This window comes from Bacteroidales bacterium, assembly GCA_021648725.1.
Taxonomy (GTDB): Bacteria; Bacteroidota; Bacteroidia; order Bacteroidales; family JAADGE01; genus JAADGE01.
Genome location: JAKISF010000009.1, coordinates 14075 through 39494 on the forward strand (window position 1 = coordinate 14075; position 25420 = coordinate 39494).

Annotated in this window: 24 protein-coding genes; 22 read left to right on the top strand and 2 right to left on the bottom strand. The window is 31.4% G+C overall.

Annotated features, from left to right (window positions below):
• The 8 genes from ccoN to L3J35_05175 all read left to right on the top strand — a co-directional run bounded on the left by ccoN (nt 1) and on the right by L3J35_05175 (nt 7834).
• Complete coding sequence (gene ccoN / locus L3J35_05140) at nt 1-2595, top strand: cytochrome-c oxidase, cbb3-type subunit I (protein ID MCF6365569.1); 2595 nt, start codon at nt 1-3, stop codon at nt 2593-2595.
• A gap of 4 nt (nt 2596-2599) precedes the next feature.
• Entirely contained in the window at nt 2600-2809 is a 210-nt protein-coding gene (locus L3J35_05145) for a hypothetical protein (GenBank protein MCF6365570.1), read from the top strand.
• Between the two features lie 15 nt (nt 2810-2824).
• Entirely contained in the window at nt 2825-3445 is a 621-nt protein-coding gene (locus tag L3J35_05150) for a c-type cytochrome (protein MCF6365571.1), read from the top strand.
• A 122-nt stretch (nt 3446-3567) separates the two neighbouring features.
• A complete protein-coding gene (gene ccoG / locus L3J35_05155; protein ID MCF6365572.1) occupies nt 3568-4977 on the top strand; it encodes a cytochrome c oxidase accessory protein CcoG in 1410 nt (469 codons plus the stop codon).
• A 50-nt stretch (nt 4978-5027) separates the two neighbouring features.
• On the top strand, nt 5028-5474 hold the full coding sequence (locus L3J35_05160; GenBank protein ID MCF6365573.1) for a FixH family protein: 447 nt from the start codon (nt 5028-5030) through the stop codon (nt 5472-5474).
• The gene (locus L3J35_05165; protein MCF6365574.1) at nt 5474-6208 is read left to right on the top strand and encodes a sulfite exporter TauE/SafE family protein; all 735 of its coding nucleotides are present in this window, start codon (nt 5474-5476) and stop codon (nt 6206-6208) included. The genes L3J35_05160 and L3J35_05165 overlap by 1 nt, the downstream gene beginning before the upstream one ends.
• Nucleotides 6209-6289: 81 nt before the next feature.
• Nucleotides 6290-6715 carry a cytochrome c gene (locus L3J35_05170; protein ID MCF6365575.1) on the top strand — a complete coding sequence of 142 codons (426 nt, stop codon included), beginning with the start codon at nt 6290-6292 and terminating at the stop codon, nt 6713-6715.
• A gap of 72 nt (nt 6716-6787) precedes the next feature.
• Entirely contained in the window at nt 6788-7834 is a 1047-nt protein-coding gene (locus L3J35_05175) for a nucleoid-associated protein (GenBank protein ID MCF6365576.1), read from the top strand.
• 15 nt (nt 7835-7849) lie between these two features.
• Here the strand turns inward: L3J35_05175 and ribH are convergent, their stop codons facing one another.
• Nucleotides 7850-8335, bottom strand: a complete 486-nt coding sequence (ribH, locus tag L3J35_05180) for a 6,7-dimethyl-8-ribityllumazine synthase (protein ID MCF6365577.1) — start codon at nt 8333-8335, stop codon at nt 7850-7852.
• 20 nt (nt 8336-8355) lie between these two features.
• On the opposite strand from ribH, the gene L3J35_05185 reads away from it, so the two are divergent.
• The 7 genes from L3J35_05185 (at nt 8356) to L3J35_05215 (ending at nt 16069) form a co-directional block, all read left to right on the top strand.
• Nucleotides 8356-8985 (top strand): helix-turn-helix transcriptional regulator, encoded by a 630-nt coding sequence (locus tag L3J35_05185; protein ID MCF6365578.1) that lies wholly within the window; start codon nt 8356-8358, stop codon nt 8983-8985.
• A gap of 244 nt (nt 8986-9229) precedes the next feature.
• Nucleotides 9230-9478, top strand: a complete 249-nt coding sequence (locus L3J35_05190) for a PqqD family protein (GenBank protein ID MCF6365579.1) — start codon at nt 9230-9232, stop codon at nt 9476-9478.
• Entirely contained in the window at nt 9468-10520 is a 1053-nt protein-coding gene (locus tag L3J35_05195) for an ATP-grasp domain-containing protein (GenBank protein ID MCF6365580.1), read from the top strand. The genes L3J35_05190 and L3J35_05195 overlap by 11 nt, the downstream gene beginning before the upstream one ends.
• A gap of 29 nt (nt 10521-10549) precedes the next feature.
• Entirely contained in the window at nt 10550-11905 is a 1356-nt protein-coding gene (locus tag L3J35_05200; protein MCF6365581.1) for a hypothetical protein, read from the top strand.
• A gap of 21 nt (nt 11906-11926) precedes the next feature.
• A complete protein-coding gene (locus L3J35_05205) occupies nt 11927-14113 on the top strand; it encodes an urea transporter (protein ID MCF6365582.1) in 2187 nt (728 codons plus the stop codon).
• 2 nt (nt 14114-14115) lie between these two features.
• Nucleotides 14116-15438, top strand: coding sequence for a hypothetical protein (locus L3J35_05210; protein ID MCF6365583.1), 1323 nt, complete (start codon nt 14116-14118; stop codon nt 15436-15438).
• 19 nt (nt 15439-15457) lie between these two features.
• Complete coding sequence (locus L3J35_05215) at nt 15458-16069, top strand: tetratricopeptide repeat protein (protein ID MCF6365584.1); 612 nt, start codon at nt 15458-15460, stop codon at nt 16067-16069.
• A 47-nt stretch (nt 16070-16116) separates the two neighbouring features.
• Here the strand turns inward: L3J35_05215 and L3J35_05220 are convergent, their stop codons facing one another.
• Nucleotides 16117-16803, bottom strand: coding sequence for a tetratricopeptide repeat protein (locus L3J35_05220; protein MCF6365585.1), 687 nt, complete (start codon nt 16801-16803; stop codon nt 16117-16119).
• Between the two features lie 149 nt (nt 16804-16952).
• Between L3J35_05220 and recF the strand changes: the two genes are divergently transcribed.
• The 7 genes from recF (at nt 16953) to L3J35_05255 (ending at nt 25402) form a co-directional block, all read left to right on the top strand.
• On the top strand, nt 16953-18062 hold the full coding sequence (gene recF / locus L3J35_05225; GenBank protein ID MCF6365586.1) for a DNA replication and repair protein RecF: 1110 nt from the start codon (nt 16953-16955) through the stop codon (nt 18060-18062).
• 210 nt (nt 18063-18272) lie between these two features.
• Nucleotides 18273-18872 carry a hypothetical protein gene (locus L3J35_05230; protein MCF6365587.1) on the top strand — a complete coding sequence of 200 codons (600 nt, stop codon included), beginning with the start codon at nt 18273-18275 and terminating at the stop codon, nt 18870-18872.
• Nucleotides 18873-18881: 9 nt separating this feature from the next.
• Complete coding sequence (locus tag L3J35_05235; protein ID MCF6365588.1) at nt 18882-19904, top strand: hypothetical protein; 1023 nt, start codon at nt 18882-18884, stop codon at nt 19902-19904.
• A 121-nt stretch (nt 19905-20025) separates the two neighbouring features.
• Nucleotides 20026-21687 carry a DNA polymerase III subunit gamma/tau gene (locus L3J35_05240; protein MCF6365589.1) on the top strand — a complete coding sequence of 554 codons (1662 nt, stop codon included), beginning with the start codon at nt 20026-20028 and terminating at the stop codon, nt 21685-21687.
• A 189-nt stretch (nt 21688-21876) separates the two neighbouring features.
• Nucleotides 21877-24111, top strand: a complete 2235-nt coding sequence (locus L3J35_05245) for an NADP-dependent isocitrate dehydrogenase (GenBank protein ID MCF6365590.1) — start codon at nt 21877-21879, stop codon at nt 24109-24111.
• Nucleotides 24112-24123: 12 nt separating this feature from the next.
• The gene (locus L3J35_05250; protein MCF6365591.1) at nt 24124-24639 is read left to right on the top strand and encodes a ferritin; all 516 of its coding nucleotides are present in this window, start codon (nt 24124-24126) and stop codon (nt 24637-24639) included.
• A gap of 364 nt (nt 24640-25003) precedes the next feature.
• Nucleotides 25004-25402: a hypothetical protein gene (locus L3J35_05255; protein ID MCF6365592.1), complete on the top strand. Its 399-nt coding sequence runs from the start codon at nt 25004-25006 to the stop codon at nt 25400-25402.
• The last annotated feature ends 18 nt before the right edge of the window (nt 25403-25420 follow it).

The window sequence follows — 25420 nt, forward strand, 5'->3', positions numbered from 1 at the left end:
ATGACTCAAGAAAAATTCTACTATGACAATAAGATTGTTAAGCTTTTTGCTTATGCAACGCTTTTTTGGGGAGTTGTAGGTATGTTGGTCGGTTTATTAGCCGCTGCTCAAATTGCATTTCCGTCTTTAAATTTCGGTTTGTCCTTTACAACATTCGGAAGAATAAGACCGGTACATACAAATGCAATTATTTTTGCATTTACAGGTAACGCAATATTTACGGGAGCATATTATTCAATGCAACGCCTTTTAAAAACAAGAATGTTCAGCGACTTTTTAAGTAAATTAAACTTCTGGGGTTGGCAAACAATTATTTTGCTTGCTGCAATAACTCTTCTTTCAGGTTTTACAACAAGTAAAGAATATGCTGAATTAGAATGGCCTATTGATATTTTAATAGCAATTGTCTGGGTAGCTTTCGGCTGGAATATTATAGGAACAATGATAAAAAGACGTGTTCAGCACATTTACGTTGCTGTTTGGTTTTTCTTGGCCAGCTTTGTTGCTGTTGCAGTATTACACATCGGAAACTCTATTGAAATTCCGGTAAGTATGTTCAAAAGCTATACTGTATATGCAGGAGTTCAAGATGCAGTAGTACAATGGTGGTACGGTCACAATGCAGTCGCATTTTTTCTTACAACTCCTTTCTTGGGAATAATGTATTATTTCTTACCAAAAGCAGCTAATCGTCCTGTCTATTCATACAGGTTATCAATTGTACATTTTTGGTCTTTGATTTTTATTTATATGTGGGCAGGTCCTCATCATTTATTGTATCAAGCATTACCCGATTGGGCACAAACTCTCGGCGTTGTTTTCTCAATTATGCTCCTTGCTCCTTCGTGGGGAGGTATGATAAACGGTTTATTAACTTTAAGAGGAGCATGGGACAAAGTCAGAGACAGTGCAATTCTTAAGTTTTTTGTTGTTGGTGTAACTGCATACGGAATGTCAACTTTTGAAGGTCCTATGTTATCTTTAAAAACAGTTAATGCTTTAAGTCATTTTACTGATTGGACAATTGCACATGTACACATAGGCGGTATGGGTTGGAACGGATTTATGACATTCGGAATGCTGTATTGGTTAATACCTAAACTTTTTAATACAAAATTACACTCAGAAAAAGGTGCAAATCGTCATTTTTGGATTGCAACACTCGGAATGCTGTTATATTCAATACCTCTATATTGGGCTGCATTTACACAAACCCTTATGTGGAAAGAATTTACTGATTCAGGATTCTTAGCATACCCTGATTTCTTAGATACTGTTACGCAAATTATGCCGATGTATATTACTCGTACTTTAGGCGGTTTATTATACTTTGCAGGAATAATTATGATGATTCCTAATATTGTAAAAACAATAAAATCCGGTCATATTGTTAATAACGAAGAAGCACATGCTGCTCCGAGAGAAAAAATTGCAAAGAAAAGGCTTGCAGGAGAAACTCCTCACAGATGGATTGAAAGAAAAGCTGTTCATTTTACGGTTTGGGTGCTTATAGCCATTATAATAGGAGGTCTTGTAGAAATTATTCCTATACTGACCATAAAATCTAATATTCCTACAATTGAAAGCGTCAAACCTTATACTCCACTTGAGCTGGAAGGAAGAGATATATATGTCAGAGAAGGTTGTTATACTTGCCACTCTCAAATGGTAAGACCTTTCCGTTCTGAAACTGAACGTTACGGAGAATACTCCAAGCAAGGAGAATTTGTTTATGATTATCCGTTTCAATGGGGATCAAAAAGAACAGGCCCTGACTTGGCACGTTCAGGCTACCGAGGAGGGTTGATGTTCAGACCGGCAATATGGCATTATGAACATTTCTTAAATCCGCAAGAGATTTTCGAAAAGTCAATTATGCCTGCTTATCCCTGGTTCTTTGAAAACACGCTGGATATCAGCAGCCTGAAAAGAAAAATTGAAGTAATGCAAATATTAGGAGTTCCGTATCCGGAAGGCTATGCAGAACAAGCCGAAAGAGACTATGAGGATCAAGCAAAAGAAATTGAATCTGAATTATTACCGACTTTAATTTCTAATCTAAAGTTGAAAGAGAATAACATTAAAAAAGAAATTGAAGCTGCAGATGCAAATAAAAAGAAAAAATTGAAAGAAAAGCTGGAAGAAACTATTTCGGAAAGAGAATCTCTTGAGAAAAACGGAATTTGGAATAAAGAAATAATAGCAATGATTGCATACTTGCATAAACTCGGGAAAGATATATCTCTTGCAAAAGAGGATAATTCTGAGGGTGTTTCTGTTACAAGTTTTGAAGTCTCGGAAAATCCGGAAGATTTAAGTTCCGGCAAAAAGTTATTCAAAGCTAATTGTGCATCATGCCACGGTCAAAACGGTGAAGGTATAATCGGTCCTAATTTAGGAGATAATTATACTGTTCACGGAGAATTACCGGCTGATATTTACAATGTTATTTCTAACGGAGCAGGAATAATGACCGGATACAAATCTAACTTTGATGAAGTCCAAATGAAAAACATTGTCAGTTACGTGCACTTATTAATCGGAACAAATCCTGAAAACGGAAAAGATGCAGAAGGTAACGAAATAAAAAAATAATGTTATGCTGGGAGAAAAACTAAAATATCTGAACGAACATGATTGGATAACAATTTGGCCGACGATATCCGTTATACTTTTTACAATTATTTTTTTATATATAGTTTATACAGCTATTAAATTTAAAAAGAAAGATGTTGCAAAATGGGAATCAATGCCTTTAGATGAAAACCAAGATACTCAAGACAATTTAATTAACAAAACTTCATTTTAACTTAAAAAAAATAAAATGGAAAATAAAAATACAGACACTCAAAAAGTTAAAAACGAAAACAACGAAATATCTGATAAAGAATTAATGATAGACCATGACTACGACGGCATTAAAGAACTTGACAATCCGCCGCCGCCGTGGTTAATGTGGCTTTTCTACATTACGGTTATATGGGGAGTAGGATATGTTGCATATTTTCATTGGTTTTCAGTAGGCGATTTACAAGAAGCCGAATATGAAAGAATAATGAGCGAAGCTGCCGATAAATATAAAGATGTTGCAACGGATACGGAAACCATAAATATATTAACAACAGAAGCCGATTTAACAAAAGGAGCTGAAATTTACACAAAATCTTGTTCAGCATGTCACGGTGCAGAAGGAAAAGGAGGAATCGGCCCTGACTTTACTGACAATAAATGGATATACGGAAATAATATAAAAGATGTTTTCGGAGTAATTAAAAACGGAACAGATAAAGGTATGCCTCCGTTTAAAAGCCTTGAAGATGACGGGATTCTGCAAGTTGCAAGTTATGTTCTTACAAAATTCGGAACAGTTTCTTTAAACGAAGAAGTTAATAGTGAAATTGATTCAACAGAAATAACAGAAGAAAAAACTACTGATGAGAGTTAATAAAATATACAAAAGCTTAAGAAACTACAACTTTAAAAGGTTGTGGTTTTTTTAATAAACAACAAAAGCAATTGATATTTATCAAACTATTGATTGACCAAAATTACCTTTCGTAAAATGCCATGAAACTTGACAGTAAGCATGAAATAACATACAGAGATTCAATATCAACTGTTGATGAAGCAGGTAAAAGAATATGGGTACACGCAAAAAAGCCCAAAGGAAAGTTGTATAATTACAGGCAATTTTTCGGTTACTTTCTTGTAGCATTTCTTTTTGTAGTTCCGCTTATTAAAGTAAACAAAGCCCCTCTTATGCTGTTCAATGTTATTGAGCGAAAATTTATAATATTCGGTATTATCTTCTGGCCGCAAGATTCATTCTTATTTTACTTAATGATGCTGTCTTTTATTCTGTTTATTATTTTGTTTACGGTAGTTTACGGCAGGCTTTGGTGCGGTTGGGCATGTCCTCAAACAATATTTTTAGAACTAATTTTCAGAAAAATTGAATGGTTAATTGACGGCAATCCTTCAAAGCAACGAAAATTAAAAGCCCAAAAGTTAAATTTCAGAAAATTTATAAAACGATTTACTAAACATTTGCTGTTTTGGTTAATTTCATTTTTTATAGTTACCGCATTACTTTCTTTTATCTTAAGTGTTAATACGGTTACAGAATTTTTGAAACACCCCTTTCCCGAACATACTTCCGGCTTTATCGCATTAATTATTTTTACCTCTGCTTTTTATTTTATTTACTCGTGGTTCAGAGAGCAGGTATGTACAATTATGTGTCCCTACGGAAGGTTGCAGGGAGTATTATTAGATTCAAACTCAATAATAGTTTCTTACGATTATTTAAGAGGCGAACCCCGAGGAATCGTAAAAAAAGGAAATGACGAAGCTACGGCAAAATCAGGAGATTGTATTGATTGCAAACAATGTGTACAGGTATGCCCTACAAATATAGATATACGAAACGGCACTCAATTAGAATGTGTAAATTGCACAGCTTGTATAGATGCTTGTAATTCTACAATGAAAAAAATCGAAAAACCTAAAGGCTTAATAAGATTTGCTTCCGAAAACGGTATTAAAACAGGACAAAAATTTAAAATGACTCCTAGAAATATCGGGTATTCAATCGTTCTTTCCGGTATTCTTATCTTTTTCTTTACTTTGCTGTTAACAAGATCCGATATTGAAACTAATATTCTCAGAGACAGAAACTTTATGTACCAAGAACAAGAAACAGGTGTTCTAAGCAATATTTATAATATAAGAATTTTAAACAAAACACATAAAACAATGAATTTAACAATAAAGTTAAGTTCAAATGAAGGAGAAATTAAACTGTTCGGAGATGATTTACATATAGAAAGTGGTGAAAAAGCAGAACCAAAAATGATTGTTTATATCTCAAAAAATAAGTTGAAACGCAAAAACACAAAACTTAAATTTCAAATTTATTCAGGAAATAAACTATTAGACGAAGTTGAAACAAATTTTGTGGGACCGGATATTTATTAACTGTAAAATGCCGTAATTAAGAAACTGAATCTTTTAACTAATACATAATCATGAAAATAAAGATTAATTGGGGAACCGGAATATTTATTACAATATTTATTTTTGTAAGTTTTTTTATAAGTTTTATCTTTTTCAGCCTTACACAAAATGTAAACCTTGTAACTGATGACTATTTTCCTGACGAAATAGCCTATGAAAGTAAGTTAGATAAAATCAGAAACACAAATATTTTAACCGAAAAAATAACATTAAAAAAAGAAAACAATAAATTAATAATTCTTTTTCCGGAAATAATCAATAACAAAAAAATATCGGGTAAAATTCTGCTTTATTACATTACCGATAATAATTATGATATAGAATTAAACATTGAACCCGACAAAACAAGAAAGCAAATTATATATACTAAAAAAATTAAAAAAGGAAGATATTATATTAAAATAGATTGGAATCTTTCAGGAAAAAAATATTTTCAAGAATTTAAAATTACAATTTAATGGACTTTCAAATTATCGGGTCTGCATTTTTCTTTGGTTTAGTTACCGGAATTCATTGCATGGGTATGTGCGGGCCTATTGCAATTTCATTACCTCTTAAAGAAACAAGTAACTTTTCAAGAATTTCAAGTTCTGTATTATACAACACAGGACGTTCCGTAACATACGCCGTTATGGGAATGATTTTCGGTTTTCTCGGTCAAAGCTTTGTAATGGCAGGTTTTCAAAAATGGGTAAGTATTGTTATGGGAACAATAATGATTTTATATGTCATTTTTCCTCTCTTTTTTAAAACCAAATTATCCGTTGAAAATTTCGAATATCAATATACGGGAGCACTAAGAAATAAACTGTCAAAACTGTTAGGCAAACGTTCATACTCAAGCCTTTTTATTATAGGCATATTGAACGGGTTATTACCTTGCGGGCCTGTTTATGCCGCACTTGCCGGAGCTATTGCAACAGGAAGCGTAATTTACGGAACAGTTTTCATGTTTCTTTTTGGGCTGGGAACAATACCTGTTATGTTAACTCTTTCGTTAATCGGAAATAAAATCAGCAATAAATTAAGGACAAAACTTGCAAAACTAATTCCTGCTACAATTATTATCCTCGGCATATTGTTTATTTTAAGAGGATTAGGATTAGGAATAATGTTTGTAAGCCCTCCGGATAAAAAACTGAAAGTTCCTGTCGAACAAAAATCAGAAGGAAATCATTCTCATTGTATGTAAAAAAATTATTAATTATAAAATATTTAAAATATATTTGTATCCTTAAATTTTCTAAACAATTTAATTAAAAATATAATGAAAATGAAAAAATTAACATTATCAACCTTAGCAGTATTATTTATATTCAGCCTTTCAAGTGTATTACTTTCATGCGGGGATGATGAAGAAAAAACAACAGATGAAACAACAACAGAAGTCACTGAAGTAACTACAGAAGAAATTACTGAAGTAAAGTCTGATTACTCGGCAGGCGAAAAAATATACACAACAACTTGTCAAGCATGTCATCAAGCAAACGGAGAAGGTGTAGAAGGTTCATTCCCGGGTTTAAAAGGTAAAGCTGTTGATTTAAGTGCAATAACTAACGGCAGAGAAGGAACCGCTATGATTGCCTATAAAAATCAATTATCAGACCAAGAAATAGCAGATGTTGCAAATTTCGTAAATCATTCATTTGGGAATAATTTTGATGAAGTAACAGTCGAAGATATTGCTGCTGTTAAGTAACATTTTAAACCGAAACAAATTAAGTTTATAAGCTGTCTGTATTGGCAGCTTTTTTTTTACTAAACAAATATAATGGCTGAATTTAATTTTAATGATACCGAGTTAATGAAACTTATAACTCATAAAACACGAGACAAGCATCTCGAAAATTTTTTTTGGTTAGCTGACAGAGAAACAAGTTTTAATCCTGAAACCGCAGAATATATAATGCAATATTTTCTGCAAAGTTTTAAACTACCTGAATTCTACAGTTTCGCATATTCTACTGAGCCTGAAACGAATAAAGCATATACATTCGTAAAACAAATATTTGAAGATGAAGGAAGTTTCATTGCTGCATCTAAAAATATTGCTAAATTATTGTATGAATCTTCCGAGCATCCTAAAATTAAAGACGGCGAATTGAATATTGCATATTTTAATTCGGTACAGATTGGTGATGAAATGACTGACGGAATAGGTATTTTTAAATCAGAAAACACATCTCCTTTTTTAAAAATGACACAAGAAAAAGAAAACTATAAAATTATTCATGATTACGGTCTTGAAATAAGAAAAATTGATAAAGCCTGCATTATTTTTAATACAAATAAAGAAAACGGGTACGTTGTATTAATTATTGACAACTTAAATCGCTCAAACGATGCTCAATATTGGAAAAATGATTTTCTGAACTTAACACCTTTAAATGACAGCTATTATAATACTAAAGAATTTTTATCAATTACAAAAGACTTTGTAAGCAAAAAACTACCCGAAGAATTTGAAATTGATAACACCGATAAGATTCAACTTCTTAACCGATCAATAGACTACTTCAAGAACAATGAAAGCTTTGACAAAGCAGAATTTGAAGAAAAAGTATTTCAAAATGAAGAATTAATCAGTTCATTCCGAAATTACGATGAAAACTTCCGAACAGAAAACAATATTGAAATAAAAGATAATTTTGATATTTCAAACCAAGCAGTAAAAAAACAATCTCGTATTTTTAAAAGTGTATTAAAATTAGATAAGAACTTTCATGTTTATATTCACGGCGATAAAAACTTAATTGAAAAAGGAGTAGATAATAACGGCAGAAAGTATTACAAAATTTATTATGAAAATGAAACATAATTTTTAAAACTGATATTACATTTGCCTTCTCCTGTAAGCAACCATCTTAATTGCAGTTACGGCTGCTTCGTCTCCTTTATTGCCGTGCTTACCTCCGGCTCTGTCAAGTGCCTGTTGTTGATTATCGGTAGTTAACACACCAAAAATAATCGGGGTTTTCCCTTCTCTGTTAATTTCAGTAATACCGTAAGCAACACCCTGACAAATAAAATCAAAATGACGAGTTTCTCCTTGAATCACACAACCTAATACAATTATAGCATCAAAATTCTTATAATCTGCCGTCAATTTAGCACCGTAGGTTAATTCAAATGTTCCCGGCACATATTCTTTAATAATATCATCCGGCTTTGCCCCGTGTTTTATTAAAGTTTTATACGCTCCGTCAAATAATGCTTCAGTAATTTCGTTATTCCATTCAGAAACTATAATTCCGAACTTCATACCATTTGCATTCGGAACAGAACTTATATTATAATCAGACAGGTTTACTGTTGCCATTTTATTATTTTATTAAATCTTTGACAAAAAAACAAAATTTATTATTTAAACCGCAAATGTATAATAAAAATAATACAGTAACTAAAAAGATTAACATCAAAAATATGTTGAGCATTTGTTGTGTCAGAATGTTAAGGCATGATTTTGAAAATCATAATATTACAGTCAACAATATTGGGGTAGGTTTTGCCGAAATATCATATAACCCTGAAAAAATCAGCAATAAAGAAATTAACCGAATACTTGCTGTGTCCGGCTTAAGCATTATTTCAAATCGAGAAGAAAAGGTTGTAGAGGAAATAAAATTAGCCGTAACAGAATTAGTTCATTATATGAATAATGCAGATTCAATAGCAAAAAAATCAGAATATATTGTAGGAAAATTAGGCTTAAACTACCGTTATTTATCAAGATTATTCTCTAAATATGAAAATATTACTTTAGAAAAATATATTATACTCAATAAAATTGAACGTATTAAAAACTTAATTGACGAAGACGAATACACATTAAGCGAAATTGCATATATGATGGACTACAGCAGTGTTCAATATTTATCTGCACAATTCAAAAAAGAAACAGGATATTCCGTTTCTGATTATAAATTACTTGAATACAAAGAGAAAAAATCAATAAACGAACTCTTTTAATTCAAATTTTATACATATTCCGTAAAATTTTGTAACATGTTTTTTAAACTTTAGATATACTTTTGTGTCGTAGATTTAATTAATACCATAAGTTATTTTTAATGATGAATACAATAATATTATCAAATAACCTTTTTAATTCAATTTTAAAGAAATCAACCTAATAACCTTAAAGATGTTAAGCACTTTGATGTTTCGGAATTTCATCATTTGTGCCGAACACCTTTTTTTAATATAAACAAATATGAAAATAAGAAATAACATTGCCGTAAGCGAATCCGGCTTTCTATTCGACTCTAATACAGGCGATTCCTATTCTTTAAACGAAACAGGAAAACAAATTGTAAAGATGTTAAATGAAAATAAATCGGAAGAAGAAATACGAAAATACTTCCTTGAAAATTACGATATTGAAGAAGGAACCTTTGAAAATAATTTTTATGACTTCATAAATATGTTAAGCAAACTTAACTTACTTGAAAATGAGCAATAAAAAGAAGAAATATACAATTGCTGTTACGGGGCTTAATAATACTGACAATCCGGGTCCGGGAGTTCCTGTTATAAGAGCATTGAGAGAAGCAAAAGATTTTGAGGTTCGTATTATCGGTTTAGTATATGAAAATTTAGAACCCGGAATTTACATGCAAAATATTGCCGACAAAATATACCAAATCCCCTACCCCTCAACAGGCTCAGACAGCCTTCTTGACAGAATAAAATACATACATTCAAAAGAAAATTTACAAGTTCTTATACCTAATTTCGATGCCGAACTTTTTACATTTATGAAGTCAGAAGAAAAATTAAAATCAATGGGAATAGCAACCTTTTTGCCTACTATTGAACAATTTGAAGAACGGCATAAATCAGAACTTCCCGAGTTCGGAAAAAAATACGACTTAGATATTCCGGAAAGCAAAGCAATTACAAGTTTAGCCGAAGTAAATAATTTACATCTCGAATTTGATTATCCGCTTCTTGTTAAAGGAAAGTTCTATGACGCTTATCTTGCATATAATGCATCACAAGTTATTGAACATTTCAATAAAATTTCATCGAAATGGGGACTTCCGATAATAATTCAGCAATTTATAAGAGGAACAGAAGTTAATGTTGTTGCTCTCGGCGACGGAAAAGGAAATACAATAGGTGCAGTGCCGATGCGTAAGCAATATATTACCGACAAAGGAAAAGCTTGGGGCGGAATTACGCTTACAGATAAAAATCTGTTAGATATCACACACGATTTAATCAAAAAAACAAAATGGAGAGGCGGAATGGAGTTGGAAATAATAAAAACCAACGACAATAAATATTATATAATTGAAATTAATCCCAGAATTCCGGCTTGGGTTTATCTTGCAGTCGGTGCCGGCCAAAATTTACCTGAGGCTTTAGTAAAATTAGCTCTCGGAGAAAATGTTATACCTTTTAAAAATTATGAAGCAGGTAAAATGTTTATTCGATATTCCTACGACATAATCGGAGATATATCACAATTTGAAAAACTTTCAATAACCGGAGAACTTTAAACCTCTAAACTTTTTAATAAAACAAAAAAATGACTACAAACGAAAAACTAAAATACGAAAGACCGGTAATAAATAAAATAAATGCCGGAGTAACAGATAAATTCGGAATGACATCTAAAATACCTGTCATTAGCGATATTGACAATGTAAAAGTTACAGACTTATTAAAAAACTACGGGTCGCCGGTTTTTGCCGTTTCCGAAAAAACAATCAGAGAAACATATAACGAAGTTAAACAGGCATTTACAACAAGATACCCGAAAGTTCAATTTGCTTGGTCATACAAAACGAATTATTTAAATGCAATATGTCAAATATATCACAGCGAAGGCTCTTGGGCAGAAGTTGTTTCAGGTTTTGAATATGATAAAGCAATTGCAAACGGTGTTTCGCCAAAAAAAATAATCTTTAACGGACCCGATAAAAGTAAACTTGATTTAGAAAAAGCAATAAGCAACGGTTCATACATTCATATTGACCATTTTGATGAATTATATGATATTATTTCAATTTCAAAAACATCGAAAGAAAGACCGAAAGTTGCAATCAGGGTAAATATGGATACCGGAATTTATCCTCAATGGGATCGTTTCGGGTTTAACTATGAAAACGGAGAAGCCTGGAATGCACTTAACAGAATAATGCTTGCCAAAACTCTTGATTTAGTAGGTTTGCATACTCATATCGGAACATATATTATAACTCCGAATGCTTATGCTGTTGCTGCTTCAAAATTATCCGGTTTAGCTGTAAGATTAGACAAAAAGTTTAATCATAACATAAAATATATTGATATGGGAGGCGGTTTTGCATCTAAAAACACTTTAAAAGGTGCATACCTGCCCGGAAAAGATACTTGCCCTACTTTTGACCAATATGCCGAAGCAATTACAAATGCAATTATAAATTCGGAAATTGACCCGAAGAAAATGCCCACATTATTTTTAGAAACCGGAAGAGCATTAATTGACGATGCAGGCTACATTGCAGGCACAGTTCTGGCAAATAAACGCCTTGCAGACGGAAGACGTTCAATGATTATAGATACCGGAGTAAATATGCTTTTTACATCTTTTTGGTATGAACATGAAATATATCCGGCACAAGAAGTCGGCACACATACCGAAGACACTACTATTTACGGTCCTTTATGTATGAATATTGACATCATAAGAAGTTCTGTAAACTTTCCTTTACTGAACAAAGGAGATAATTATGTTCTGAAACGTGTAGGAGCATACAATATGACACAATGGATGCAGTTTATAACATTAAGACCGAATATTGTTTTAATTGATACCGAAGGAAAAACCCACGTAATTCGCAAAAGTGAAACAAACGAAACAATAACATCTTTAGAAAAAGTTCCCGAACATTTGAAATAAATATTTCATTTAAAACACTTAATGAACCATACTTTTAACATAAAAGATTTTACGCATACAATTTTAAACAGTTATTCTCAGATTTTTTTTTCTGAGAATAAACTTTTTGCAGCTTTATTGATACCTGTAAGTTTTTTAGATATTTGGGCAGGAGCATCCGGTTTGCTTGCAGTTCTTACAGCCAACATCACGGCTTATATCATGGGCTACAATAAGTTATCAATAAAAAAAGGCGTATATGGTTTTAATGCTTTACTTGTCGGTTTAGGAGCAGGTTTAAGTTTTTCTCCCGGAATTGAACTTTTTATTGTTGTATTTTTTGCATCAATCTTAACACTTTTCATTACTTTGGCTCTGCAAGGAATTCTGGCAAAATATACATTGCCCTTTCTGAGCATCCCTTTTTTACTCGGTATTTGGGCAGTAATTTTATCAACCAAAGATTTTTCGGCTCTCGGACTAAGCGAAAGAGGAATATACACTTATAATGAATTATACTCAATAGGCGGTAAAAATTTTACCGATTTTTATGATTGGTTTTCAAGTTTAAACCTGCCTGAAAGTTTAAGAATATATTTCCTTTCGTTAGGAGCAATATTTTTTCAAAATAATATTCTTGCCGGAATTTTAATTTCTCTCGGGCTTTTGTATTATTCCAGAATTGTATTTTCACTTTCTTTAATCGGTTTCTTTGCAGCATTTTTATTTTACAAGTTCATAGGTGCCGATTTCTCGGAATTAGGATATACATTTATCGGTTTTAATTATATACTTACATCAATTGCAATCGGAAGTTATTTTGTATTAGCATCTTGGAGGTCTTATTTATGGACAGTCTTACTATTGCCCGTAACAGTAATAATTACTGCCGGTTTAGCAAAAGTTTTTGCTGTTTGGACACTGTCTATTTATTCTTTGCCTTTTAATATTATCGTAATAATGTTTATTTATGTTCTGAAATTAAGAACCGGAAAAAGGCAATATCTTACCGATAATTTTATAAAACAATCTAATCCCGAAAAAACAATATATCTGAATAGAACTGCAATTGAAGAAAACAAAAGCAAACTTTTTTATCCCGTAAATCTGCCGTTTTGGGGAGAATGGTCTGTAATGCAAGCACATAACGGCGAATATACCCATAAAGACGAGTGGCAACATGCCTGGGATTTTGTTATTATTGATAAAAACGGAAAACAATTTAAAAATAACGGCAATAATGTAGAAGATTATCTTTGTTACGGCAAATCTGTTTTAGCTCCTGCCGACGGAATAATATCCGATATTTTTGACGGAATAGAAGACAATAAGATAGGAGAAATAAATACCGTTAAAAACTGGGGAAACTCAATTGTAATAAAACATACAGAATTACTTTATACACAAATAAGCCATATTAAAAAAGGTTCTTTCAAGATACAAAAAGGAGATTTTGTAAAAAAAGGAGATGTGCTGGCAGTTGTCGGAAATTCGGGGCATTCACCCTATCCTCACTTACATTTTCAAATACAGGCAACTCCTTATGTCGGCTCTGAAACTTTAGATTATCCGCTTCATAACTATATTACAGAAAAAGAAGAAAAACAAGAACTAATTACTTTCGGAAAACCGAAATTGAATCAAAAAATATCAACTGCCGAACAAAATGAAATAATATTTAATTCATTAAATTTTAAACCCGGGCAAAAAGTTAAAGCCGAAATTGAAATTAATAACAATAAAAAAGAGTTTATATGGGAAATTCATAAAACATCTTATAATGAAACTTACTTTTATTGTAAAGAAACAAAGTCAACGGCATTTTATTTTTCTGATGACACAGGCTTTTATTTTAAAAACTTTTACGGTAAAAAGAACTCGGCATTATTTACATTCTTTAAATCTGTGTATTCGGTAAAAAAAACATTTTACAAAAACATTAAACATACATCATGTATCAGAGCAGATTTATTTTTCAAAAAACATACATTGTTTGTTCAAGATTTCATTGCTCCGTTTTATCTATATTTAAAAACAAGATTTGAACTGAAATATATTGAAAAAGATGATGATTTATCTCCTGAATTTGTAAAATTGCAGTCAACTGTTGAAAAATCTCTATTCGGAAAAATAAATAAAACTGTTCAATCCGATATTTTAATTAAAGATACAGGAGAAATAATCATTAACATAAAAGAAAAATCGACAAAACTAACTGTTAAACCTTAAAAATGAAACTGAATAACTTTTATATAATTCTTTTATTAATCTTCTTTTCTTCCTACGGAACAGCACAGGAAATTATAAATTATCCTGAAACTGATAAAAAAACCTATAACCAATATCTGAATAAAGATTGGGCAGGATTAATTAAAACCGGTAAAAAATCATTAAAATATGATATTGATTTTTACTATTTACAAGTAAGAATGGGAATTGCATATTATGAACTTAAAAAATACCCGAAAGCTGTTAAATATTTTGAAAATGCCTATAAGCAAAACAAAACAGATGAATTAATACAAGAATACCTATACTTTTCATACATCTTTACCGGAAGATATGAAGATGCTCGAGTTCTGGGAGGAACATTTAAAAGAGAACTGAAGAAAAAACTGAGCATTTCGGCAGAACATCCGTTTATAAGTGCATTATATCTTGACACAAAGCATGATATAAACGAAGATTATAAGTATATTCCTGATTTAACGGAAAGTTTGAGTCAAAAAGTAATAACTGATCAATCTTACTACAATGTAAGTTTAGAACACCTTATAGGAGATAAAATTACAGTTTTTCACGGCTACAGCAATATCGGAATTACAAATATTATTTATGATAATAACATTAGTCTTCCTCCTGTGTATGAAGAAAAGATTCGTCAAAATGAATATTATGTTTCAATAAAAGCTCAAATAGCAAAAGGGCTGAATTTAAGCGGAGGTTTGCATTATCTGAATACAAATTATTTTGCTCCGAACCCTCTTTCTAGCGGAAGAATGAGAGGTTATTTACCGCTTTATAATTATTCTGGGAATTCTTTTGCAGCTGCAATAAATATATCTAAACACTTTTCTTTATTAAGAATTGCAGCAGGAACTTCATTTGCGAATATGAACAATAAAATTCAAATACAACCCGAATTATCAATTAAAGTATATCCGTTTGGAAATTCAAAAATATATACCGAAAGTAAAGTTATACATTTAATTGAAAATGATTGGTTAACTATAACTCACAACCCAGTATATAAACAAAGTTTAGGAATTAATTTCTTAAAATATTCTTGGTTTATTCCTTCGTTTACATACGGAAATATGAAAAACTTTACCGAATATAATGCTTTTATTGCAAATAATGATGTTGATTTAACAAAACAAAAATATGAGGCTTTATTAAACATCGGTTTTAAGAAAGGTACATTCAATATTTTATTTAAATATCAATATAATATAAAAGAAAATGAATTTGAAGTTAATAATACAGAACAATTTAAAGAATATGTAAATCAATCAATTACCGTAGGAATTAAATGGTATTTTAAAAAATATTAACCTAATATAAATTAAAAAAATGAAGAAACTAATCATTGTCACAAGTCTAATTTTCAGTTTTACAATCGCTGTTGCACAAAATTCAACAGAAGTAATAAATGCTTTTAAAAACAGTTATTCTCTTGAAAAAAATGGAGAATATAAAAAAGCAGTAAATGAATTAAAAAAAGTATATTCAAATGATTCTTACGAGATTAATTTAAGAATCGGTTGGTTATCATATAATGCCGGTTTATTTGATGAATCAGCGGCACATTATCAAAAAGCTGTTAACCTTAAACCATATTCCGAAGAAGCAAAATTCGGATTAATTTACCCGAAAGCTGCACAAGGAAAATGGAGTGAAGTTATTAATTTATATAATAAAATTCTTGAAATAAACCCTAAAAACACAATTGCAAATTACAGATTGGGACTTATTTATTTCGGAAGCAAAAGTTACTCAAAATCAGCAAAATATTTTGAAAATGTTCTTAATCTTTACCCGTTTGATTACGATGCATTAATAATGCTTGCATGGACTGATTATTATCTCGGAAAAACCAAAGAAGCAAAAATTTTATTTACAAAAGTATTAATGAACACACCCGATGATAAATCAGCAAAAGAAGGTTTAAAATTGATTGAATAAAAAAGACCGAGTAAAATTCTCGATCTCAGAATATTTTAATGTGTTTTTTACAAATGCATTTTTGCTCTCGTAATAAACTTATCAATACTTCTGCCTTCTTCTGTATCAGCATAATCTTTTTTAACTTTTTCATAAGCAGCTAATGCTTCTTTCCAGTTTTGAATTTCTTCATTAACTCTGCCGTATTTTAAAAGAAATATCGGTGCCGATAATTTGTTATCACTTTCATCTGCTGCTTTTTTATAAAATTTTGCAGCATCTTCAAATTCTCCCAATTCTGTATAAGAATCTCCTATTGCTCCAAATGAAATTGCAGACAATACTTCATCACTTGTTGAAAAATCCGATAAATAATCTATTGCATTTTCATATTCGCCAAGTTTAAAATAAGAAATTCCTGCATAATAATAACACAATTCTGCAACATTTGTGGCACCGTAATCATCTATAATACCTAAAAAGCCCGGAAAATCACCGTCACCGTTTAATGCCAAATCAAATGAATCTCTTTCAAAATATTGCTGAGCAACAAAAACTTGTTCTTGTGCTTCTCCGCTTTGAGGTTCTACAATAAACTTCTTATAAGCAAAGATACCGCTTACAACAGCAAGAATAAAAATTGCCGCTATTGTCAGTTGTCTTTGATTCTTTTCAAGAAACTGCTCCGTTTTTGATATTGAACCCTCTAATGTTTCAAAACGACTGTCTAATTTTTGTTGTTTTTTCTTTGCCATGATTTATTTCTGTTAAAAAATCGAACCGCAAAAGTATCAAAAAATACTTATTAACTAAAAAAAATAAGACAAAAATAAATATTTTGATAATTCATCTTATTATTTGTTTTGAATTGCTAATTTCGTTATTCATTTACATCTAAAAAATTGTGCATTTAAAGAACTTAAACATACTGAATTTTAAAAACTTAGAAGAAGTTAATATCAATCTGTCAAAAAAATTGAACTGCTTCACGGGAAAAAATGGTGCCGGGAAAACAAATTTACTGGATGCAATCTATTATCTTTCATTTACAAAAAGTTATTTTAACACATCAGATTCAATGAATTTGAATATAAACAGCAACTTTTTTGTTATTCGGGGAAAATACAAAAGAAAAGACAAAAAAGAAGATATTTATTGCGGTTACACAAAAGAAAAAAAGAAAACTTTTAAACGTAATGATAAAGCTTATAAAAAATTTTCGGAACATATCGGTTTAATTCCCATTGTCATGGTTTCGCCTGATGATATTATATTAATTTCGGGCTCAAGTGAGGAAAGAAGAAAATATATTGATTCGGTAATTTCGCAATACGACAAAGAATATCTGCACGTTTTAATTAAATACAATAAAGTTATTCAACAAAGAAACAGGCTGTTAAAAAATTATTCTCAATCGGGCTATTTTGACAAAGATACAATCAGCATATATAACTCACAACTAACAGAATACGGAACACTAATTTATAATAAAAGACATCATTTTATTTTAGAATTACAAACAGTTTTTACAAAGTATTACGAAATCATTTCTAAAAATAATGAAACTGTTGAATTAAATTATCAATCTCATTTAAATAATTCAGAATTACTTGAACTGTTAGAAGCTTCAATTGAAAAAGACAAAATTTTAGGTTATACTACAAAAGGAATTCACAGAGATGATTTAAATTTCGGAATTAACAGCTTTTCGTTAAGAAAAGCAGGTTCACAAGGGCAACAAAAAACATTTCTTATTTCATTAAAATTTGCTCAATATGAGTTCATTAAAGAAATAAGTAAAATAAGCCCTTTGCTGTTGCTCGATGACGTTTTTGATAAATTTGATGCCGAGCGTGTTGAAGAAATCATAAAACTTACAAGTAATAATAATTTCGGACAAATATTTATAAGCGACACAAACCCCGAACGTGTAAAAAAAGTAATTGATAAAGAAAAAGGAAATTACAAGTTATTTAGTGTTGAAAAAGGAAAAATAACAGATATTACAGATTAGCTTTAAGCCGGATTATTCATGAAAATTTAGACGGAAAAATCAGAAAACAAAAAAATAAATCATAAAAAACCTACTTTACATACTCATTATTAGCATAATGCAAAAAAAAACTTAATTTTTGTAGTTTCTCGTTCAAAAATCCAAAAAAAAGTATTAACTTTAAGAATCGAAAAATTGTAACTTAATTATTTAATCTAAAACATGAAAATCATGCGTGTTACTATATTTTTTTGTTCCGTATTGTTGATATTGACAGGAGGGTGTGCTTCATTCACTTCTTTTCAAACAGCAGATGTAATTCCCGAAGGAAAAACAGATATTACGATAAGCGGCAGTTTATTATATTCTCTACCGGAAACAGTTGGCGTATATGAGGAAGGCAACCAGTTTGTAACTCAATTAATGTTGCGAAAAGGCATTTCCGAAAATAATGAATTTCAAGCAGCAATATCTCCTAACTCAATTAATGTAAACTACAAACACCTTTTCTATAAAGATAAAAAGTTTACTTCATCTTATACAACCGGATTAGCCTATTCTTTTCTGGCTTCAAGTTTTGATGACCAAATACATATTGCCGATGTACCAATATCAATATACTGCACATATATGCCGAAACCGAATTTTGGTTTCACATTAAACCCTAAGGTTATGTATAGATTTATTGGTGACGAATCAACAGTAATTTTCGGCAGTAGTTTTAGTTTAGTTATAGGAGATAAAATAAAGTTTTATCCCGAAGGAATAATATTTTACGATGCCATAATCGGCAATTTATTTACGGGTGGCGGATTTGGCTTTTCATTTTAATTTCAAATTATGTGCAGTTATAAAAATGATACAATAAAGATTTTATTCAAGATGTTTATCTTGCTTGTCTTATCTATATCTGTCAGTTGCAGAAAAAATACAATTTCTGAAACAACACCCGACAGTTATCCGGAAATAACTTTATTCTCTCCCGAATCACCCCTTAATACTCCTATTCCTCCAAATCCTGAAGTTGACTCTAATTCAGACAAAATGCTTGAAAGTTTGATAAAAGATTATGAAGGCAAAGGCTTTTTTATTGCCCTTAAATCATTTTCCGAAACAGTATATTTCACAGGTCCTTCCACACCCCGTTATGATGTTGTATTAACAGCATCATGGGCTCCTAAACGCAAACTTCTAAACGTTCCTATACCTGATTATGCCGTTGTAGATCCGTCTGTTGATGCCGAAATGGTAATAATTGATACTGTCAACGGCTGCGAATATGACTTTTGGCAAATCAGAAAAATTCACGGAAGATGGTATGCATCATGGGGAAACTCATTGCCGATTGACGGAACGGGCATTTTTGAAAAAGGAATGTCTGCCCGAGGTTCTGGCTTTGCCCTGACAGCAGGAATTATGTGGCCTCATGAATTCAAAAACAAATCAATTAATCATGCTCTGATATTTACATTTGATTATACTAAAAGCGGCGGACCTGTTTTTCCTGCAACTGAAAGTGACGGCACATCCGGTTCAGAAACGGCAATACCCGAAGGAGCTTTGATTCAATTAAATCCAGACTTGGATTTAAGCACGTTGGGACTTACCGATTATGAATACACAATTGCTGTTGCACTACAAAAATACGGTATGTATTTAGGAGATGACGGAGGCGGTTTAGAACTTGAGGCTGTAAATCCTCTTTCTTTTTCAAAGAATCTATACAAAGGATTCTTGCCCGATGTAGAATATGTTCCCCTCTCAAATATTCCTGTTAACGAATTCAGAATATTGAAACTTCCGCCTCAGGACTCAATATCCGAACCGCAAATTACAGAAAACAGTTGTGCTAAATTTCAGTAATTAAGGTATTATAACCGCCCCAAATAACCGACCTAAAAAATAAATTTGTACTACAACATAAAAGGTTGTTAATAACTCAAATTGCAAATTGCAGTTTTCTTTTATATTTTTGTTGCAGATTATGGAAAATTATATTGTATCAGCCAGAAAATACAGACCTATTGATTTTAAATCCGTCGTAGGACAAAAATCTGTTACCGTTACTCTGAAAAACTCAATTAAGAACAGTCAACTTGCTCATGCATATTTGTTCTCAGGTCCGAGGGGTGTGGGAAAAACATCTTGTGCCAGAATTTTTGCAAAAACAATAAATTGCGAAAACAGAAAAGATGATTTCGAAGCCTGTAACGAATGTGAATCATGTATTTCTTTCAATGAAGGCAGATCGTATAATATTCATGAACTTGATGCTGCTTCAAACAATTCGGTTGAAGACATAAGAAACCTTATTGAACAAGTAAGAATTCCGCCGCAAATAGGAACACACAGCGTCTATATAATTGATGAGGTACACATGTTATCATCTCAAGCATTTAATGCATTCCTGAAAACACTGGAAGAACCGCCTTCTTATGCAATTTTTGTTTTGGCAACAACCGAAAAGCACAAAATAATACCCACTATCCTGTCAAGGTGCCAAATATTTGATTTTAACAGAATTAAAGTTGAAGATGCAGTAAACTATTTATCATATATTGCAACACAAGAAAAAATTGAAGCAGAAGAAGAAGCATTAAATATTATTGCTCAAAAAGCAGACGGTGCAATGAGAGATGCCTTATCTTTCTTTGACCAAATTGTAAGCTTCTCGGGTAAAAAAATTACTTACCAAGCAACTATAGATAATTTAAATGTTCTTGATTACGATTACTATTTCAAATTAACCGATTTTATATACGAAAATAATCTATCGGAATCTTTATTAATTTTTAATGAAATTCTTAACAACGGCTTCGACGGTCATCATTTCATAACAGGCTTAAGCTCTCATTTCAGAGATTTAATGGTTTGCAAAGATGCAAGCACAGTTCAACTGTTGGAAGTAGGTTCATCAATAAAAGACAAATATTTATCGCAAGCACAAAAAATAAATCTTAATTTTCTGCTTAAAGCTTTGGAAATAAGCAATAAAACAGATCTTTCATACAGAGGCAGCAGAAATAAAAGATTACAAATTGAACTTGCATTAATGCAAATGTGCACAATAACAAACCAAGCTGTTGAGAAAAAAAAAACTGAACCCGCACAAGAAAAAACACCAATAGTTTCAGAAAAAAAAGAAGTATATCAAAAAGAAAATAAAACTGCCCCTAAACAGAATACGATAATTAAAAAATCAGGTATTTCTTTAAATTCCGAAATAAAAAAAGAAACCGAAGAAACAACTGAAAATTCTGAAATTAATAATAGTATAGGAACTTCCGAAATTAATGAAGATTTACTTAATAAAGCCTGGGCTAAGTTCGCTGAAAAATTAAAATCTAAAATCAGACTCTATAATGCTTTAAAGGATAAAAAATTGACTGTTATAAATAAAAATACGGCAGAATTAACAGTAACAAATAACAACTTAGAGCAAACATTAAACAAAATAAAGTCAAGAATGCTTGACGTGATGCGAAAAGAATTAAATAACAAATTCTTTGAATTACAAATTAAAGTACAAGAATTTGAAGAAAACAACTCAGAACACCTATATACCGACAGAGATAAATACAAATATTTAGTAAATAAAAATCCGAACTTAGACAAACTAAAGAATAAATTCGATTTAGATTTTTAAATTAATCCGAATTTAGTTTTGCATAAACAGAATCAAATAAACTTTTAAAGTCCTCTTATTTTATATACATTTGCAGAAATTTCTTGCTCGGAGTATTTGCCATATATGGCTCATTTACAGAATATTAACAGAGAAGTGCAGTTCTCCCGAGATAAGTAAGATTAGTATAAAAAAGTAAAATATTATAAGATGACAAAACAAAACTCAAAAATTATTTGGACAAAAATTGACGAAGCTCCCGCTTTAGCAACATATTCATTGTTGCCAATAGTTAATGCTTTTACAAAAGCCGCAGGTGTTGTTGTTGAAACAAAAGATATTTCGCTTGCCGGCAGAATTATTGCAAATTTTCCCGATGATTTAACCGAAGAGCAAAAAATTCCTGATTATTTGGCTGAACTCGGAAAATTAACACAATTCCCGGAAACAAACATTATTAAACTGCCGAATATCAGTGCTTCAATTCCGCAACTGCAAGAAGCAATAAAAGAATTACAAAAAAAAGGATATGATTTGCCCGATTATCCCGAGAACCCGAAAACAGATGCAGAAAAAGAGTTGGTAAAAAGATTTGCAGTTGTCTTAGGAAGTGCCGTAAACCCGGTATTAAGAGAAGGAAATGCCGACAGACGCTCAGCAGTTTCAGTAAAAAAACATGCACAAAAAAATCCGCATAAAATGATGAAAGATTGGAATAAGAATTCCAAAACACATGTTTCTTATATGTCGGAAGGTGACTTTTACGGAAATGAAAAATCCGTTATTACTGAAAAAGCAACAAATTTTAAGATAATTTTAGAGGATAAAAACGGGAACACAACAATTCTTGCAGATAATTTAAAATCTCTCGACGGCGAAATACTTGATACTACTTTTATGAGTGCTGCAAAATTAAGAGCATTTTTTAAAGAGCAAATCAAAGATGCAAAAAATAAAGATGTATTATTTTCATTGCACCTTAAAGCAACAATGATGAAAGTTTCCGACCCTAAAATGTTCGGGCATGCTGTTGCAGTTTTCTATGAAACTGTTCTTGAAAAACATTCAGAAACTATTAAAAAACTCGGCGTAAATTTAAATAACGGTATTGCCGATTTATATTCAAGAATTCAAAACCTACCCGAAAGCAAAAGAACGGAAATTGAGAATGACATTACAGAACTCTATAAAGTTATGCCCGATATTGCAATGGTTGATTCCGACAAAGGTATAACAAATTTACATGTTCCTAATAACATTATAATTGATGCTTCTATGCCTGTTATCATTCGCGACGGCGGACAAATGTGGAATGCACAAGGCAAACTTCAAGACACAAAAGCAATCATACCTGACAGAAGCTATGCTACATTATATCAGGTAGTTATTGAAGATTGCCAAACAAACGGACAATTTAATCCCGCAACAATGGGAAGTGTGGCAAATGTCGGCTTAATGGCTCAAAAAGCAGAGGAATACGGTTCACATCCTACAACATTTGAAATTCCGAAAGCAGGAACAGTAAAAGTTATTGATTCAGTCGGAAATACTTTAACAGAGCACGAAGTTGAAAAAGGTGATATTTGGAGAATGTCGAGAGCAAAAGACATTCCTGTTCAAGACTGGGTAAAACTTGCTGTTACAAGAGCAAAAGCAACAGGTTCTCCTGCAATTTTTTGGTTAGATAAAAACAGAGCACATGATGCAAATATAATTTCAAAAGTTGAAACGTATTTAAAAAACTATGATGTTTCCGGTCTGAATATCAGAATTATGAAACCTGATGATGCTATGAAATTCACTTTAGAAAGAACCAGAAAAGGAGAAAACACAATATCGGTAACCGGAAATGTTCTCAGAGATTATCTAACAGATTTATTTCCTATTCTTGAACTCGGAACAAGTGCAAAAATGCTTTCGATAGTTCCTTTATTAAAAGGCGGAGGTTTATTTGAAACAGGAGCCGGAGGTTCAGCACCGAAACATGTTCAACAATTCTTAAAAGAAGGGCATTTACGTTGGAATTCCTTAGGAGAATTTTTAGCATTAACAGTTTCATTAGAACATCTTGCAAATACTTTTAACAACAAAAGAGCACAAGTTCTTGCAGATACACTTGATGCAGCAGTAAGCGATTATCTTGAAAACAATAAAGCACCCTCGCGAAAAGCCGGAGAATTAGATAACAGAGGAACACATTATTTTCTTGCACAATATTGGGCAAAAGCTCTTGCAAATCAAAATGAAGATACAGATTTAAAAGAAAACTTTATAAATATATATGAAAAATTAAAGAATAACGAAGAGAAAATATTACATGAAATTGCAAACGCAGAAGGAAAACCTACCGATATCGGCGGCTATTATTATCCTGATACTGAAAAAGCAGGGGAAGCAATGCGACCTTCAGAAACATTCAATAAAATAATTGACAATATAAACTAAAAGTTATTAATCATGAACAGTAAAAAAGTAGAACAAGCATTAAATAAACAAATTGAGTTAGAGCATTTTTCTTCTCAATTATATTTGGCAATGGCATCTTGGACAGAAAAAAACGGATACAACGGCTCGGCAAATTTCTTATATGCTCATTCCGATGAAGAAAGAGAACACATGCTAAAACTGTTTCATTATGTTAACGACAGAGGCGGACATGCAATTGTTCCTAAAGTTGAGCAACCTGAACTGGAATATAAATCAATTCAAGACATCTACAAACAAATATTTGAACATGAAAAAATGATTTCAAATGAAATTAATGAGCTTGTAGGGCTTTGCTACGATGAAAGGGATTTTACGACACAAAGTTTCTTGCAATGGTATGTTGAAGAACAAATTGAAGAAGAAACCCTTTTCGGCAATATCTTGGACAAATTAAATTTGTTGGGAGGCGACAAAGCAGAAATGTATATGTTTGATAATGAAATGGAAAAATTAACCAACTCACAAGCACAAGAAACCGGAAAGTAAAAACAAATACCGAATAGAAAGGCTCTTACTTTAATTAGTGAGGGCTTTTTGTTTTTAACAATTTGCTTTTATGTTATATTTTTTGTAAATTTAACTAGGGTTTGCTGAAAAGCTCACAGGTGCATTAGATTTCAAGTTTCTCGTTTGAAGTCGTATATAAATACTGCGAAATAAGAGAAATTTGAAAGATAGTGTGCCTGTGGGCAGCTAAAATATTTTACACAAGTGCAGGGAAATAGGGCGAAATGAATTAAAAACCTTGCACTTGTATATGTAAATAATTTTATAAATGACTGAAAAATAAATATATTAGCGTTTTTCAGCAAGCCCTAACTAAACTGTTATCTAACCAAAATATAATACCATGAAATACGAATACTTCTGTCCCACCTGCTCATCATCTTTAACCGTAAAAAACAATATTGTTCTTACAATTCAAAAGAACAACGGAATATCCGGAATAATATTCCTCGACACAAAATTAGGAGACTATTCAACAGTAAAGCATTCATCTTTAAAAGTTTCCGAAGGCGAAATTGTTAAAACTTTCTGTCCTGTTTGCCATAAAGATTTACTTTGTTTGCCGGATAAAAATCTTGCAGGCTTAACAATGAAAGATAGTGACGGTGAAAACCTTACAGTTCTTTTTTCAGTAAAATACGGCGAGGAATCAACCTATGTTGTAAAAAATAAAAAAGTTAAAGAAACTTTTGGGAAGCATGCAAAGAATATGGACTTTGAATCTTTATCTTTGTGTAAGTAAATAAGAAAAAGTCTCCTG